General features: G+C 59.9%; 15 protein-coding genes. 14 read left to right on the plus strand and 1 reads right to left on the minus strand.

Annotated elements, in window-relative coordinates; translation table 11 throughout:
- Nucleotides 1–15: 15 nt before the first annotated feature.
- The 7 genes from G518_RS0101370 to G518_RS0101400 all read left to right on the plus strand — a co-directional run bounded on the left by G518_RS0101370 (nucleotide 16) and on the right by G518_RS0101400 (nucleotide 7,341).
- Nucleotides 16–1,260 carry a thiolase family protein gene (locus tag G518_RS0101370; protein WP_028600985.1) on the plus strand — a complete coding sequence of 415 codons (1,245 nt, stop codon included), beginning with the start codon at nucleotides 16–18 and terminating at the stop codon, nucleotides 1,258–1,260.
- Between the two features lie 12 nt (nucleotides 1,261–1,272).
- Nucleotides 1,273–2,058 carry an SDR family NAD(P)-dependent oxidoreductase gene (locus tag G518_RS0101375; RefSeq protein ID WP_028600986.1) on the plus strand — a complete coding sequence of 262 codons (786 nt, stop codon included), beginning with the start codon at nucleotides 1,273–1,275 and terminating at the stop codon, nucleotides 2,056–2,058.
- Between the two features lie 12 nt (nucleotides 2,059–2,070).
- Nucleotides 2,071–2,493, plus strand: a complete 423-nt coding sequence (locus tag G518_RS0101380) for an acyl-CoA thioesterase (protein ID WP_028600987.1) — start codon at nucleotides 2,071–2,073, stop codon at nucleotides 2,491–2,493.
- Nucleotides 2,494–2,551: 58 nt separating this feature from the next.
- Nucleotides 2,552–3,697, plus strand: coding sequence for an ABC transporter substrate-binding protein (locus G518_RS0101385; protein WP_425414275.1), 1,146 nt, complete (start codon nucleotides 2,552–2,554; stop codon nucleotides 3,695–3,697).
- A 99-nt stretch (nucleotides 3,698–3,796) separates the two neighbouring features.
- Complete coding sequence (locus G518_RS0101390) at nucleotides 3,797–4,837, plus strand: branched-chain amino acid ABC transporter permease (RefSeq protein WP_028600989.1); 1,041 nt, start codon at nucleotides 3,797–3,799, stop codon at nucleotides 4,835–4,837.
- Between the two features lies 1 nt (nucleotide 4,838).
- Nucleotides 4,839–6,605 carry a branched-chain amino acid ABC transporter ATP-binding protein/permease gene (locus G518_RS0101395; protein ID WP_028600990.1) on the plus strand — a complete coding sequence of 589 codons (1,767 nt, stop codon included), beginning with the start codon at nucleotides 4,839–4,841 and terminating at the stop codon, nucleotides 6,603–6,605.
- Nucleotide 6,606: 1 nt separating this feature from the next.
- A complete protein-coding gene (locus G518_RS0101400) occupies nucleotides 6,607–7,341 on the plus strand; it encodes an ABC transporter ATP-binding protein (protein ID WP_028600991.1) in 735 nt (244 codons plus the stop codon).
- Nucleotides 7,342–7,389: 48 nt separating this feature from the next.
- Here G518_RS0101400 and G518_RS39780 read toward each other — a convergent pair whose 3' ends face one another.
- Nucleotides 7,390–7,545 (minus strand): hypothetical protein, encoded by a 156-nt coding sequence (locus tag G518_RS39780; protein ID WP_156909233.1) that lies wholly within the window; start codon nucleotides 7,543–7,545, stop codon nucleotides 7,390–7,392.
- 26 nt (nucleotides 7,546–7,571) lie between these two features.
- Here G518_RS39780 and G518_RS38185 point away from each other — a divergent pair, with 26 nt between their 5' ends.
- The 7 genes from G518_RS38185 to G518_RS0101435 all read left to right on the plus strand — a co-directional run bounded on the left by G518_RS38185 (nucleotide 7,572) and on the right by G518_RS0101435 (nucleotide 15,274).
- The gene (locus G518_RS38185; protein WP_084651311.1) at nucleotides 7,572–8,525 is read left to right on the plus strand and encodes a LysR family transcriptional regulator; all 954 of its coding nucleotides are present in this window, start codon (nucleotides 7,572–7,574) and stop codon (nucleotides 8,523–8,525) included.
- Between the two features lie 101 nt (nucleotides 8,526–8,626).
- Nucleotides 8,627–10,591: a flavin-containing monooxygenase gene (locus G518_RS0101410; RefSeq protein WP_036593160.1), complete on the plus strand. Its 1,965-nt coding sequence runs from the start codon at nucleotides 8,627–8,629 to the stop codon at nucleotides 10,589–10,591.
- Nucleotides 10,592–10,601: 10 nt separating this feature from the next.
- Nucleotides 10,602–11,375, plus strand: coding sequence for an alpha/beta fold hydrolase (locus G518_RS0101415; protein WP_169457884.1), 774 nt, complete (start codon nucleotides 10,602–10,604; stop codon nucleotides 11,373–11,375).
- Between the two features lie 110 nt (nucleotides 11,376–11,485).
- Nucleotides 11,486–12,646 carry an ABC transporter substrate-binding protein gene (locus G518_RS33425; protein WP_036593162.1) on the plus strand — a complete coding sequence of 387 codons (1,161 nt, stop codon included), beginning with the start codon at nucleotides 11,486–11,488 and terminating at the stop codon, nucleotides 12,644–12,646.
- Nucleotides 12,647–12,690: 44 nt separating this feature from the next.
- Nucleotides 12,691–13,563 (plus strand): branched-chain amino acid ABC transporter permease, encoded by an 873-nt coding sequence (locus G518_RS0101425; protein WP_028600994.1) that lies wholly within the window; start codon nucleotides 12,691–12,693, stop codon nucleotides 13,561–13,563.
- Nucleotides 13,560–14,507, plus strand: coding sequence for a branched-chain amino acid ABC transporter permease (locus G518_RS0101430; RefSeq protein ID WP_028600995.1), 948 nt, complete (start codon nucleotides 13,560–13,562; stop codon nucleotides 14,505–14,507). Before G518_RS0101425 ends, G518_RS0101430 begins: the two co-directional genes overlap by 4 nt.
- Nucleotides 14,507–15,274 carry an ABC transporter ATP-binding protein gene (locus G518_RS0101435; protein ID WP_028600996.1) on the plus strand — a complete coding sequence of 256 codons (768 nt, stop codon included), beginning with the start codon at nucleotides 14,507–14,509 and terminating at the stop codon, nucleotides 15,272–15,274. Before G518_RS0101430 ends, G518_RS0101435 begins: the two co-directional genes overlap by 1 nt.

Raw genomic sequence — 15,274 nt, forward strand, 5'->3', positions numbered from 1 at the left:
TCCATGAAAGTTGAAATGAAAGACAACGGTTTCTTCAATCTATTTAATGACGTCGTGATACTCGACGGGGTCCGCACTCCGATGGTCGACTACTGCGGCGCCCTCGGTCACATCTCTCCTACCGACCTGGGCATCAAGGCTGCGCGGGCCGCACTGGCCCGCGCTGATGTGCCGGCGGAACATATCGGTTCGGTGGTCACGGGCAATATGTCGCCCGGAGATTTCGACCAGTTCTTCCTGCCGCGGCACATCGGCCTGTACGCGGGCGTGCCGCTGGAGGTGCCGGCCATCATGGCGCAGCGCATCTGCGGGACGGGATTTGAGCTGTTCCGCCAGGCCGGTGAACACATCCAGGGCTGCGCCTGCGAGGCCGTGCTGGTGGTGGGCACCGAGAGCATGACCCGCAATCCTATCGTCGCTTTCGACCATCGGACCGGCTTCAAGCTGGGCGCGCCGGTGGGTTTCAAGGACTATCTGTGGGAGGCGCTTCAAGACCCCGCTGCCGGAATCAACATGATCCAGACGGCAGAGAATCTAGCCAAGAAGTACGGTATTACCCGCGAGGAGGTGGACGCCTTCGCATCCAGCTCCTTTGCCAAGGCTGTCGCAGCGCAGGAAAGCGGTTTTCTGGCTGGAGAGATCGTGCCCGTGGTCACCGAGAAGTTCGAGTTGGAAGGCTACAAGCCGCGTGGAATCCGGCTGCAGGGCAAGGCCACCGAATTGGCCACCGACACCCACGCTCGCCTTTCTCCGGTGGAGGTACTGGCCAAGCTCAGACCCGTCTATGAAGGTGGCGTACAGACCGGTGGCAATAGCTCGGCCTTGGTGGATGCAGCTGCAGCTGCGGTGGTCGCATCGGGCGCGTATGCCAAGACCTACGGCAAGAAACCACTGGCACGTGTGGTGGCTGCCGCCGTCGTGGGTGTGCCGCCCGAGATCATGGGCATCGGGCCGGCGCCAGCCATCCGCCTGCTGCTGTCGCGCTGCGGGCTGACGCTAGACCAGATCAGCCGCTTCGAGATCAACGAGGCCCAAGGCGCGCAAACCCTTGCTGTCGGGCGCGAATTAGGGCTGGATCTGTCCAAACTCAACGTCAATGGCGGCGCCATCGCGCTTGGTCACCCTCTGGCCGCCACGGGCGTGCGACTGACCATCACCTTGGCGCGTGAGCTGCGCCGAAGCCAGCAGCGCTGGGGCATTTCAAGTGCGTGCGTGGGCGGCGGGCAGGGCATTGCGCTGCTGATTGAGAACCCCCAATAAGGAGCTGATCAAATGATTATTCAAGGACAAGCAGCACTGGTCACCGGCGGCGGCTCCGGCCTGGGTGAAGCCACTGCACGCGAACTAGCCCGCCAGGGCGCCAAGGTTGCTGTGCTCGATATCAACATGGACAACGCTCGGCGCGTGGCCGACGCCATCATTGCTGCGCACGGCACTGGCACTGCACTGGCTGTGGAGTGCGATGTGACCAATGGCGATAGCGTGCAGGCGGCCATAGACGCCGCGGCCGTAGCCCATGGCTCGGCACGCATTCTCATGCAGATTGCCGGCATCGGAAGCGCCAGGCGCATCATCGCCAAGGACGGCAGCCCCGCCCCACTGGAAGACTTTGTCCGCGTGGTCAACGTCAATCTCGTTGGCACTTACAACGTGGCCCGCCTGTTCGCGGCAGCCTGCGCCAAGGCCGAGCCTATGGCAGACGGCGAGCGTGGAGTCATGGTGTTTACCGCGTCTGTGGCGGCGTTCGACGGCCAGGTGGGTCAGCAGGCCTACAGCGCCTCCAAGGGCGGGGTAGTGGGCATGACGCTGCCCATGGCGCGTGACCTGTCGCAACATGGCATCCGCGTGTGCACCGTGGCGCCAGGCCTCTTTGCTACCCCGCTGATGAACACCTTGCCTGAATCGATACAGGCATCGCTGGCTGCCAGCATCCCTTTCCCTAAGCGGCTGGGTAAGCCCGAAGAGTTTGCAGAACTCGCTTGCCATGTGGTGACCAACGGCCACCTCAACGGCGAGGTGATCCGCCTGGACGGCGCGCTGCGCCTGGCGCCTCGTTGAAAGACTAAGCCAATGAGCAAGACTGTGGTGTACGAAGTGAATGTGATGTTCGGCGATTGCGACCCGGCCGGCATTGTTTTCTTTCCCAACTTCTCGAAGTGGATGGACGCCTCGTCTCTGAACTTCTTCGTCACGTGTGGTGTTCCGCCCTGGCGTGAGTTGGTCAAGACGCGTGGCATCGTTGGCACGCCGCTGTTGGAGATTCATACCAAATTCATGCGTCCGGCCACCTATGGCGAACGCTTGCAAGTGCATACCAGTGTCATCGAATGGCGCGAAAAGGTGTTCATCCAGAAGCATGTTGTCAAGCGAGGCGAGGAGGTGCTCTGCGAGGGCACAGAGACGCGCGCTTTTGTCGTGCACCCGCCCGAGAACCCCGATCGCATCAAGGCCATTCCCATACCCGAGGACATTCGCGCCAAGTGCGGTGGTTGATTCCCCGCGAGACCACTTTCCCCCTCAACTAACTTAGGAGACAAAGCCCGTGAAAACCATAAAGACCATACAAGCTATCCGAACTCTCTTGGCTGTTACGGTGGCAGCGCTGGCCGCCACAGCCGCGCAAGCCGACATCAAGGTGGGTGTCGTCCTTTCGCTCACCGGCCCTGGTTCCAGCCTGGGAATTCCGATGAACAACCAGCTCAAGCTGTTCGCCAAGACCATTGCTGGTGAAAACGTTCAGCTTTTCATACTCGATGACGCCACAGACCCCGGAAAGGGAGCGGCCAACACGCGCCGCTTGGTAACCGAGGACAAGGTGGACATCATCCTCGGCTCCACCATCACTCCAGTGGCCGCTGCGATGTCGGTCATTACCGCTGAGGCAGGTACCGTTCAACTGGCTCTGAGCCCTGTGATTTTGCCCCCCGGCAAGGACAAGTGGCTGTTCCGTATGCCTCAGTCCAGCGCGGTGATGGCGTTTCCCATGGTCGAGCATATGCGCAAGCAGGGCGTCAAGACCCTGGGCTTCCTGGGCTACGCTGATGCTTATGGCGAACAGTGGCTTCAGGATTTAACTCCGCTGTTGACCAAGGCCGGTATCAAGATTGTGGCTACCGAGCGCTTCGCACGCACCGACTCAAGTGTGGCCCCGCAGGCGCTGAAACTGACTACAGCCAACCCCGACGCAGTATTGGTCGTGGCCACGGGAACTGGCGCCGCCATGCCCCACGTTGCCATGGTTGATCGTAACTACAAGGGCAAGATCTACCAGACTCACGCAGCCGTCACACAAGACCTGATGCGCGTTGGCGGCAAGGCCGTGGAGGGCGCATTCGTGGTCTCGGGCCCCACTGTGCTTGCTGAGCAACTGCCTGATACGCACCCTTCAAAAGCAGTGGCTGTAGATTTCGTGCAGAAGTACGAGAAGGCTTATGGGCCTAACTCTCGAAATCCCTTTGCAGGCCAGATCTACGATGTGCAAGTGGTGCTGGAAAAGGCAGTGCCTATGGCGCTTAAAAAAGCCAAGCCGGGCACACCTGAGTTTCGCGCCGCGCTTCGTGACAGCATAGAAACCATGGGCCGAACCATCCTGTCATGGGGCGTTATGAACTGGACACCCACCGATCACTGGGGCTACACCAGCGAAACTGGGGTGATGCTGAAGATCGTGGACGGTAAGTTCAAGGTCGAGCAATAAGTTTTTGTTTCGAGTTCAGCCGCGCCAAGTTCGTCTGCGCCCCGGTGGCCAGGCCACGCCGGCGCGGTTCCTTTTCTCCTGAAAGACCAAAACCATCCCATGGACTTCACGATCGCCAGCATCCTCTTTTTGGACGGCGTAACCAATGGCGCCGTCTATGCGTTGCTGGGCCTTGCCACGGTGCTCGTGTTCACCGTCACGCGCATCATCTTCATTCCGCAGGGCGAGTTTGTCGCTTATGGGGCTCTCACCCTCGCCATGTTGCAAAGTGGCAAGACGCCGGGTACGGTTTGGTTGTTGCTCATTGTGGCTGGCGTTGCGGCCGCTATGGAGTGGGTGTCCCGCTTCCGGCATCACGGCCACGCCGGCCATGCCACCCGTTCCGCACTCAAAACGTTGATGGCCCCTGTGGCCGTGTCGTTACTCACTATGTGGGCCGCACCGCAACAGTGGCCACTGGTGGCACAGGCCTTGTTGTCTGTGGCGGTGGTTACGGCCTTTGGTCCGCTGGTCTATCGTGTGGCGTATCAGTCGCTTGAAGACGCCACGCCGCTGGTGCTGCTGATTGTGTCGGTAGGCGTGCATTTCGCCATGACTGGCCTGGGCCTGCTGTTCTTCGGTGCCGAGGGTTTCCGCAACCCTAGCTTCTGGAATTACCGGGGCCAGTTTGGCCCGCTCACCCTGAGCGGTCAGACCATCATCATCGGGCTGAGCACGGTGGCGCTGATCGTGCTGTTTTACCTGTACTTCGAGCGTTCGTTCAAGGGCAAGGCACTGCGTGCCACCGCGGTCAACCGTACCGGTGCGCGCCTGATGGGTATTTCGACCCACAGCTCTGGCCAGCTCACGTTCACCATGGCCGCGCTGTTAGGTGCGCTCTCGGGCTTGCTGATCGGCCCCACCACCACGTTGTACTACGACTCGGGGTTCCTGATCGGTCTGAAGGGCTTCGTTGCTGCTGTGATGGCTGGCTTGTCCAGCTACCCTGGTGCACTCATCGGTGCGCTGTTTGTGGGCATCGTTGAATCCTTCGGTTCGTTCTGGGCAAGCGCTTTCAAGGAAGTGATCGTGTTCACGCTGATTTTGCCAGTCCTATTGATCCGCTCCATCACCAGCAGGCATTCCGGTGAGGATCACTGAAATGGACATCCGAAAAGCTGGGCTTGTTGCCCTGATCGCCGCCGTGCCGCTGATCGCGGTGCTGCCCCTGCCTGATTTCTGGGTGATGCAACTCAATTACATCGGCCTCTACAGCCTGACCTCGCTAGGCTTGGTGCTGCTCACTGGCGTGGGTGGACTCACATCGTTTGGGCAGGCGGCCTTTGTGGGCATTGGTGCCTACACCACTGCCTGGTTTACGCTCAATCTGGGGTTTTCGCCCTGGCTCACGCTGTTCATCGGGCTGGCCTTCACGGCCGTCAGTGCGCTGGTGGTGGGCTTCATCACGCTGCGCATGTCGGGCCATTACCTGCCGCTGGCCACTATTGCCTGGGGCCTATCGCTGTATTACCTGATGGGCAACTTAAGTGCGCTGGGAAAATACGATGGGTTACTGGGTATCAAGAGCCTTACCCTCGCTGGCTTTGATATAGGGCAGGGTCGCACCTTTTTTGTGTTGACCTGGAGCATTTTGCTGGCGCTGGCGTTTGCCCTGATACACCTTCTGGATTCGCGGGCCGGCCGCGCCATCCGGGCCCTGAAGAACGGCTCGCAGATGGCTGAGGCTATGGGCATCAACACCTTCCGCTACAAGGTCACTATCTTCGTATTGGCGGCGTTGTTCGCGTCCGTAGCAGGCTGGTTGCTGGCGCACTTCCAGCGCACTGTCAACCCGTCAGCTTTTGGTATCAAGATGGGCATCGAGTATCTGTTCATGGCGGTGCTGGGTGGTGTGGGACATGTGTGGGGCGCTATTGCCGGTGCCGGCATGATCAAGCTGCTGGACGACCAATTGCAGGTGTTGTTGCCCAAACTCATCGGCACCAGTGGCAGCTACGAGGTCATCGTGTTGGGTATCGCCATGGTGCTCGTGCTGAAATACCTGCCAGACGGCCTGTGGTCGCTGGTGGAGCGTCAATTGCCACGCAAGCAACGCAAGGTGGACTGGGCCGAGGCAGCCGCGCTGCACGAGCGCAGCAAGCCCTGTGCGGGCGAGGTGGTGCTGGATGTGCAGAAAGTCCGCAAGCAGTTTGGCGGGCTGGTGGCCGTCAATGACATCAGCTTTCAGATTCAGGCCGGCCAGATTGTCGGTTTGATCGGCCCCAACGGCGCGGGCAAATCGACCACCTTCAACCTCATTACCGGCGTATTGGGCATGACCAGCGGACAGGTGTTGTTCCGTGGTCAGGCAGTGGGCGGAAAGGCATCGCGGGAAATCTCACGCCTGGGCATGGCCCGCACGTTCCAGCACGTGAAAATGATCGCCGACATGACGGTACTGGAAAACGTGGCCTTGGGCGCCTACACCCGTGGCTCCAAGGGCGTATTGCAGGCCATGTTGCGCACCAATCGAGGTGAAGAACAGCGCCTGTTCCGCGAGGCCCAGCGCCAATTGGAGCGCATTGGTATGGGCGAGCACCTGCACGAGCAAGCGGGCAACCTGGCCATGGGCCCACAACGTTTGATGGAAATCGCCCGCGCCCTTTGTGCTGACCCGGCTTTGCTCTTGCTCGACGAGCCCGCCGCCGGTCTGCGCCACAAAGAGAAGCAGGCCCTCGCTGACGTATTGCGGCAATTGCAGCGAGAGGGCGTGAGCATTTTGCTGGTGGAACACGACATGGATCTGGTCATGCAGGTCTGTGATCACCTGGTGGTGATGGAGTTCGGAACCCTTTTGACTCAGGGAACACCGGCCCACGTCCAGCAAGACCCCAAGGTCCGCGCGGCCTACCTCGGAACCGAGCATTGACATGAGCACCCCACTTCTTCGCATCCAGCAACTGCGCGCAGGTTATGGCCGGGCAGAGGTATTGCATGGCATTGATCTGCACGCAGACAAGGGCAGCGTGATCACCGTCATCGGCCCTAACGGCGCCGGAAAGTCCACCCTCCTCAATAGCATGATGGGCCTGCTGCCCTCCAAGGGCCTGGTCGAATACGAAGGCGAGGACATTGGCACGCTCACCCTGGAAGAGCGCGTGATGCGCGGTATTGCCCTGGTGCCGGAAAAGCGCGAACTGTTCGGCACTATGCCGGTAGAAGACAATCTGGTGCTGGGCGGCTACCGGCAGATGCGCCTGGGCAACGCCCAGTGGCGTTCACGCCTGGACGATGTGTATGCGTTGTTCCCGCGGCTGAAGGAGCGCCGCACTCAGTTGGCCGGCACACTCTCAGGCGGTGAACGCCAGATGTTGGCGGTGGGCCGATCTCTGATGTCGGGTCCGCAGGTGCTGATGCTGGATGAGCCCAGCCTGGGTTTGGCACCGCTGATCGTGAAAGAGATCTTTTCCATCATCACGACCCTGCGCCAAACCGGCGTGACCATCGTGCTGGTGGAGCAGAATGCGCGCGCCGCGCTGGCAGTTGCCGACCATGGTTACGTGCTGGAAATGGGCGAACTGAGCCTACAAGGCCCGGCGGCCGAGTTGGCGCAAGACGCACGTGTCATCGATACCTACCTGGGTGCCACCAGGAAGCCGGATTAGGGCTTGTTCTTCATGGATGCCTATCCTCCCTAAGCGAGGTGGTACCGCTTAACCGCTGTGGCTCCCAGGCCGAAGCGCGATGAACTGCGGATGCCGATGAGGAATGGCGGTCTTATGAACTTCTGCCGAAGATACCCTGGCTATGGAGGGGGCCGCTACCGTCGCTGCGATGCGCTTGGCATCAGGGTCCGTTACAGTCCGCACGGTTGCCACTCCTTTGACCGCCAACCATGGATATGCGTGCGATCTACTATTTCGTCAATGCTTACGAGGAACGCAGTTTCACCGCCGCAGCTGAGAAAGTGCACGTCGTTCAATCGGCGCTGAGTGCGCAGATCCGCAATTTGGAAGACGAGTTCGGTACACCACTCTTTGAGCGCGGAGCGCGAGGGGTGGATCCCACTCCGGCCGGGCAGCGACTGTATGAGCTGAGTCTGCCGCTGCTGCGCGATCTGGCCTCCGCCAAGCAGGAGATCGTAGATTTGGTGCAGGGCAAGAAGATTACGGGAGCCTTGCGCATTGGCCTTCCTTCCTCTATCTGCAGGGGTATCCTGGGTGGTGTGCTACGGGAGTTTCGCGAGCGTTACCCTAAGGTGGATGTGAGCGTCGTGGAAGCCTACCATCGTACTTTGACAGACCAGGTTCAGGCCGGGCAACTAGACGTGGCACTGGCCGCAATGCCGCAGGAGCACAGCGGTCTCGCGTTTCACTCCAGCATACGCGATCTATGCGTGATGGTTTCAGGCCGGCCTATCCTTGGCGAATCCCTCACACCCTGTGATTTGACCGCGCGCGACGATCTCAAACTGGTCGTGCCCTCCGACCGCCATCTGTTGGGGCAGGCGATCAGCACACTCATTGCCAGCGGCGCCGTCAAGCCGCGCTCGCTGATGCGGGTCGACGGCACTATCGCAACGATGGAAAGCGTCCTTGCCTCGGACTGGGCATGTCTGTGCCCCATGACCGCTGTGGTCAATGAACTCGACTCGAAGGAATTCTTTATCTATCCGGTTGTTAAACCCGACCTGCGCTTTGACCTCTACCTGGTGCGCGATCAGCGCAGGCCGCTTACGCCGGCGGCCAGGGCTTTCGCGGAAATCCTGGAGCGCAGGCTTGGTGAGGTGCGCGCCAGGTGGGACGCCGCAGTAGGTGAGCACGAAAAGTCGCTACAAGAGGCGTCCTAGCGGGAGCGTTGAACGAGTCATCGGTTTGAGTGATGGGTGACATCCATTTAAATCGCTTTTTCTGAGTTGTCCCGCTGACTAGTATTGCGGTCATTCAGAAAATGACCGAGACAACGATGGATCCGATGATCGAGAGAGCATGCCGCGACGAGGCGGTGCTGCGCCAGTCGCTGCAGGACGCGGATACAGTTCCCGCACTGATGGTGCTGGCCCAGTTGACCGACGAGACGGCACTGCTGGAGGAGGCCGCCCCCTACATTGAGGGTGCATGGAGCTATCAGCAGAAGATTCCTCCTGCGCTGGCCGAACGCATCCGTGAGCGCTTGATTGGCGCGCTCCACGAGTACGCGCAGAACGGGAAAGCAGTTCCGCGCGTGGTGCCTGACGAGCGTTTGCAGCGCATCATGAGCGTGGGGGCTGGTCAAGCCGTACCGGCATCCTACGTGCCGCTGCTGATCGAGGAAATGCGGCTGGCGCACGAAGATCCGCGGGCGGTGCCTTGGCACTCCGGTGAGCCGCCGGAGGCTGTGAAGGATTTCCGGGTAGTGGTTATAGGCGCGGGCCTCTCGGGCATCTGTGCTGGCATTCGCCTGCGGCAGGCGGGTATCCCATTCGTGATTCTCGAGAAGAACCAGGAGATGGTGGGGACTTGGCTCGAGAACGACTATCCCGGCTGTGGCGTGGACACCCCCAACCATTTTTACTCATTCTCGTTCAACCCAAAAAACGACTGGTCTCACCATTTCGCCAAGCGCGATGAGATCTTTGAGTACTTCAGGGATACGGCCGAGCTTCATGATCTGCGTCGCCACGTGCGGTTCGGCGTGGAGGTCACTCAGCTGAACTATGAGCAGGACAGGGCGCTTTGGTCCCTTGAGTTGCGCCTGGAAGATGGCACTATCGAGACGATGGGTGCTCATGCTGTGATCAGTGCAGTGGGCATTCTCAATCGGCCTGCAGTGCCGGTGATCGAGGGCCTGGAGAAATTCGCTGGCCCTTGCTTCCATACCGCGCGTTGGGATCATACGGTTGATCTCAAGGGTAAACGCGTGGCCATGATCGGAACCGGGGCGAGCGCTATGCAAGCTGGGCCGGAGATCGCACCCGATGTGGCCAAGCTCACGCTGTTTCAGCGCTCTCCGCACTGGGCCGCTCACAACCCCAATTACCACAAGCCCGTGAGCGCTGGTCATCAGTGGGCACTGGAGCACATACCCTTGTTCACGGAGTGGTGCCGCTTCCTGCTTTTCTGGGCTGGGTCTGATGGCTTCCACGATACGCTGCAGGTTGATCCCAACTGGACTCAGCCCGAGCTGTCACTCAATCGCGAGAACCACGCCATGCGGGAGGTGTTGATTGCGCATATCCGCCGTGAGTTGGACGGTGACGAGGCATTGATCGCCAAGTGCATCCCGAACTACCCGCCGTATGGCAAGCGCATGCTTCGCGACAACCATTGGTATCGCACGCTGCGCCGGCCTAACGTGGAGCTTGAGAACGGTCCTATTGCGCACATCACCGAAGACGCGGTCATCATGCAGGACGGTACTCGACATGAGGTGGACGCTCTCGTGCTGGCCACCGGCTTCCATGCGGGCAAGGTGTTGTGGCCGATGGAGATCACTGGGCGCGATGGCTTGCGCCTGAGTGAAGTGTGGCAAGGCGAGAACCCGCGTGCCTACAAAGGCATGACCATGCCCGGCTTTCCAAACCTGTTCTTGACATGCGGGCCCAATACCGCGCTGGCGCATGGTGGAAGCCTTGTGTTTCACACGGAGTGCCAAGTGAAGTACATCATGCAGGCGCTCCGCTCAATGCTTGAGAGCGGTTGCTCGGCGATAGAGGTACGAGAGGACATCCATGACCGCTACAACGACGAGGTCGACGAGCGCTGCCGTGGCATGGTCTGGTCGCACCCCGGTGTGAGCAGCTGGTACAAAAACCGCGACAACCGCGTCACGATTACTTCGCCATGGAAGCTGGTGGATTACTGGCAACTCACGCGTGAATTCGAACCTGACGACTATCTCGTCACCCCCTCCGCTACAAACCCTTCCGCTGTTTAAACCTGACATGATGCAATTCGAATCTACCTACACCGTGCGAGGCGTCAAGCTGAGAATGTTTCGCGGCGGACATGGCGAGCCCACGCTTTTTCTGCATGGCGCCGCCGGTCTGAGCCACTGGACACCGTTTTTTGAGACCATGTCGCATGGGTTTGACTTCATTGCTATTGAGCACCCGGGTTACGGAAAGTCGGACTCGCCAGAGTGGATCTCATCTATTGACGAACTCGCGACGTTTTATCTGGATGTGATCGAGGGCTTGGGTGTGGAGCGTGTCCATCTGATTGGCAGTTCGCTCGGTGGATGGTTGGCGAGCGAGATCGCCGTGCGCAATAGCGCTCTGCTACGAAGCCTGACATTGCTCGGGCCTGCGGGCTTGCGGCGCGACGACATTCCAGTGCCCGATATGCTGTCCTGGACACCCCAGGAGGTTACACGCAAGGCTTATTTCGATCAGGAAATTGTTGAGCGCATCCTTTCCATGGACATGACCGACGAGCAGAAGCAAATGCTGGCTAAGAACCGAGCCAGCACTGCGCGCTTGGGCGGCCCAACGGGGTTCTTCAATCCAGCGCTGGAAGAGCAACTACGCCAACTGACCACGCCTTCATTGGTGCTGTGGGGTGATACAGACCTGATTTGCCCTACGCCTTACGCCGACGTGTGGAGTAGTGCGCTGCCGCGTGTTCGCAAGGTGATCCTGCCGCGTTGCGGCCATCTGCCCCACTTTGAGCAGCCAGAAGAGACCGCCCGTCACATCAAGGCTTTCCTGGGCGAACTTTGAGCACCGGGGGGCTTCCCTTCGTTTCCTTGCCTTTCCACCTTTGGCCAGTTCTTGCCATTTCGCATAGTGGGCGTCAGACCCGCTTTTCCTTTCATTTATTGGAGACAACCATGACTATCAAGAATCTCATGCTCGCGGCTGCTGCTGCGTTCACGCTGGTTGCGGCGTCCGCTGCCTCGGCTAATAACAACACGATCCGCATTGGCACGTTCAATCCGGCCACCGGGCCCGCTGCCACCATTGGAGATCCCGAACTCAAAGCTGTTCGGCTGTGGGTGAAGTTGCTCAATCAGAAAGGCGGCATCGATGGCCGCAAGATTGAGCTGGTTGAGTATGACGATCAATCCAAGTCGGCTATGGCGGTGAGCTACATGAAGCGCTTGATCGAGAATGACAAGGTCGATATCGTGGTGGGTGGTGGGGTTTCAGGTAATGCGCTGGCAGCGGCGCCTATCGCGGAAGCCGCTGGCGTCCCCTTCGTGGCAATGGGCACCACCAGCCGTCTGACCGAGCCGGTTCGCCCGTGGGTGTTCAAGGTGGCGGCCGGCGAGGCGCTGACCGTGCGCAAGACGCTCATCCACATGAAAAACCGTGGAGTGACCAAGGTGGGGTTGCTGTCGTCCACCTCCGCATTCGGAGTTTCCGGGCAACAAGCGGTGCGTGATCTGGTGCCGGCCATGGGCATGACTTTAGTAGCTGATGAGCAGTACGCGGACGCAGATAAAGATCTTTCTCCACAGCTCAACACCATTCGGGGCAAAGGCCCGGATGCGGTCTTTGTATTCGGCTTGGGAGCGGGCGCTGCATTGGCAGCTAAGAACTACCACCAGTTGCAGATCGGAAAACCGTTCTACGTAGCAACGGGTAACGCCACCGAGCGCTTCATTGAACTGGCTGGCCCCGGTGCCGAGGGCGTTCTGATGTCCACAGTGGCCATGCCAATTGTTGACCAACTGGCGGACAACGATCCACGCAAGAAGATCATCCAGACGCTCAAGCACGAGTATGAGAAGGAATACAAGATCGAAGTCTCGGCCTTCGCCGCCACGGGCTACGATGGATTGATGATCGCGGCTGATGCTATTCGCCGCGCTGGTGGTGCGCAAGACAAGAAGAAGGTACGTGAGGCCCTGGAGTCGACCAAGGGCCTGGTCATGATCAACGGTACCTATACCTACACGCCGAAAGACCACGCCGGGCTCGATATCGATTCGGTCTACACCATGCGCGTGAAAGGCAAGGGCTTCGTGTTGGAGAAAGACGCGCCTTGAGTCGCGTTCGCAATCACTGACGGCAACCGCATCGGGATCGATCAATGGATGGTTTTCTACAGCTGGCGATCTCCGGTGTCGCCATGGGTTCAATTTATGCGCTGGTCGGCTTAGGCTATGCGCTGATCTACAACGCTAGCCACGTGGTCAATCTCGCGCAGGGCGAGTTCGTGATGCTGGGGGGCATGGGCGCGGTGTCGCTCGCAGGCCTGGGGCTGCCACTTCCAGTGGCCATGTTCCTGGCGGTGGTGGGTACGGCGCTAGTCGGCTTGCTGATGGCCCGCCTGACCATCGAGCCGCGCAGGCAGGCGCCCGTGCTCTCGCTGATGCTGCTCACCATAGGTGTTGGTATCGTCTTCCGGGGTGTTGCCATGCTGTTGTGGGACAAGGAAGTGCACACGCTGGCGCCTATTGGTAGCGGCGATCTCATCCGGATCATGGGGGTGACCATCGTGCCCCAGACTTTATGGGTCATTGGGTTGATGATCGTCGCGGTGTTGGCTGTAGACAGCTTCTTTCGCCGCAGTCGTCACGGCAAGGCGATTCTGGCCGCAGCCGCTCATCCAATGGCTGCTCAGTTGTTCGGGATCAAGATTGACGTGGTGCTTCGCTGGAGCTTCACGCTTTCCGCGTTCCTGGGCGGCTTGGCAGGAGTGCTGGTGACACCGCTCACGTTTACCTCGTATGACGTGGGCCTGAACCTGGGTGTCAAGGGCTTTTCTGCCGCCATCATCGGCGGAATGGGCAATGGCCTTGGCGCTGTAGTAGGCGGCCTGTTGTTGGGGCTGACGGAGTCCATGGCCGCAGGCTATCTTTCGTCCAGCTATAAGGACCTGATCGCGCTGCTGGTGATCTTGGCCGTGATGCTGTTGGCGCCGCAGGGTATTTTTGGTGCCCGACACAAGGAGCGTGTATGAAATCCGGTTTCTGGCAATCTCAGACTGGAGGGTTGGTCACGCTGGCTGCCGTCATGGCATTGCTGCCGATGCTGATCACCAGCGACCTCTACTTCAACGTAGCCAACAACGTGGGCATCCGCGCACTGCTGTGTCTGGGCCTGAGCCTGCTGCTGGGTTTTGCAGGGCAAATCAGTCTGGGCCATGCGGGCTTCTTCGCCATCGGTGCGTACAGCTCTGCCTTGCTCACGTCTCGGCTGGACTGGCCGGTGCCGGTTGCGTTGTTGGCGGGCGCTGCGGTGTGCGCGCTGATCGCGTTGATCATTGGACGCTCCATCCTGCGCCTGCGGGGGCATTTACTGGCTATGGCTACGCTGGCCATGGGGTCGATGATCTACATCATCCTCAATCAAAATGTGGCCCTTTTCGGCGGACCGGATGGCATATCAGTCAAACCATTCGAGGTAGGCGGTTTTCGGCTGCAGGGTGGATTGCAGTGGTATATCGCCATTTGCTGCGCCGTGCTGGCAGGAACCTGGCTGGCGCTGAATCTGGTGAACTCGCCTGTAGGCCGCGCGTTGGTGGCGATCAAGGGCTCGGAAGTGGCGGCGGAGGTGTCAGGCGTGGATATCGCGCGCTACAAGCTGCTGATCTTCGTGGTCTCGGCCGTGTACGCCAGCGTGGCGGGTAGCCTGTTCGCGCACTATACGGAGTTCATTACGCCGGGCGAGGCTGAGCTGTTGTATTCATTCGAGATGTTGATCATCGTCCTTCTGGGGGGAATGGGCTCTATCTACGGTGCCATCGTGGGTGCGGCAATCCTGATGTCACTTCCGCACCTGTTGACCTGGTTTCATGACTATGAAACGCTCGTCTTCGGCTTGGTACTGGTGTTCACCGTGCTGTTCTTGCCACGTGGCCTGTTGCCAACGCTGCAGCAACGTTGGCGCAAGAGGGGCGCGTGATGCTGCAGGTGCAACAAGTAGAGATGCGCTTTGGTGGCGTGCAGGCCTTGTCCGGTATCAGCTTCGATGTGCCGCCAGGCAGCATCATGGCTGTCATCGGCCCCAATGGAGCTGGCAAGACCACGCTGTTCAATGTGATTAGCGGCCTATACCGTCCCACAAGCGGTAGTGTCTTGTGGGAAGGGCAGGACCTGACTCGCGTGGCACCACACAGGCTGGCTGGGTTGGGCGTGGCACGCACGTTTCAGAACCCTCAGGTCTTTGATGGCGCGACCTCGCTGCAGACGGTGCAAATCGGTAGCCACCGGTTTGCTCACCGTGGGCTGCTCAGTGCGCTGCTGCGCCTGCCGGCCTACAGGCGGGAGGAACGTGCGCTACGCGAACGCAGTCTGGAGTGGTTGGACTTTGTGGGCTTGGCTGACGCCGCAGACACCCCCGCTGCCGAGCAGTCCTACGGCGCTATCAAGCGTTTGGATCTGGCCCGCGCCATTGCGGCCGAACCCAGGCTGCTCCTCATGGATGAACCTGCGGCGGGCCTCAATGGTGCGGAAACGGAGCAACTCAAGCACATGATCAAGGCGATTGCTGCCAGGGGTATCACCGTAGTGCTGGTAGAGCACGACATGAAACTGGTCATGGAAATATCGCACAGCATCGTGGTGTTGAACCTGGGACAAGAATTGGCCCGGGGCACGCCCGCGGAGATTCGCAGCAACCCTGCCGTGTTGGCTGCCTACCTGGGCGCTGAATCGTTGGAGGCTGCATGA

Origin of the sequence: Ottowia thiooxydans DSM 14619 (assembly GCF_000422885.1) — a bacterium.
In the GTDB taxonomy this organism is placed as follows: domain Bacteria; phylum Pseudomonadota; class Gammaproteobacteria; order Burkholderiales; family Burkholderiaceae_C; genus Ottowia; species Ottowia thiooxydans.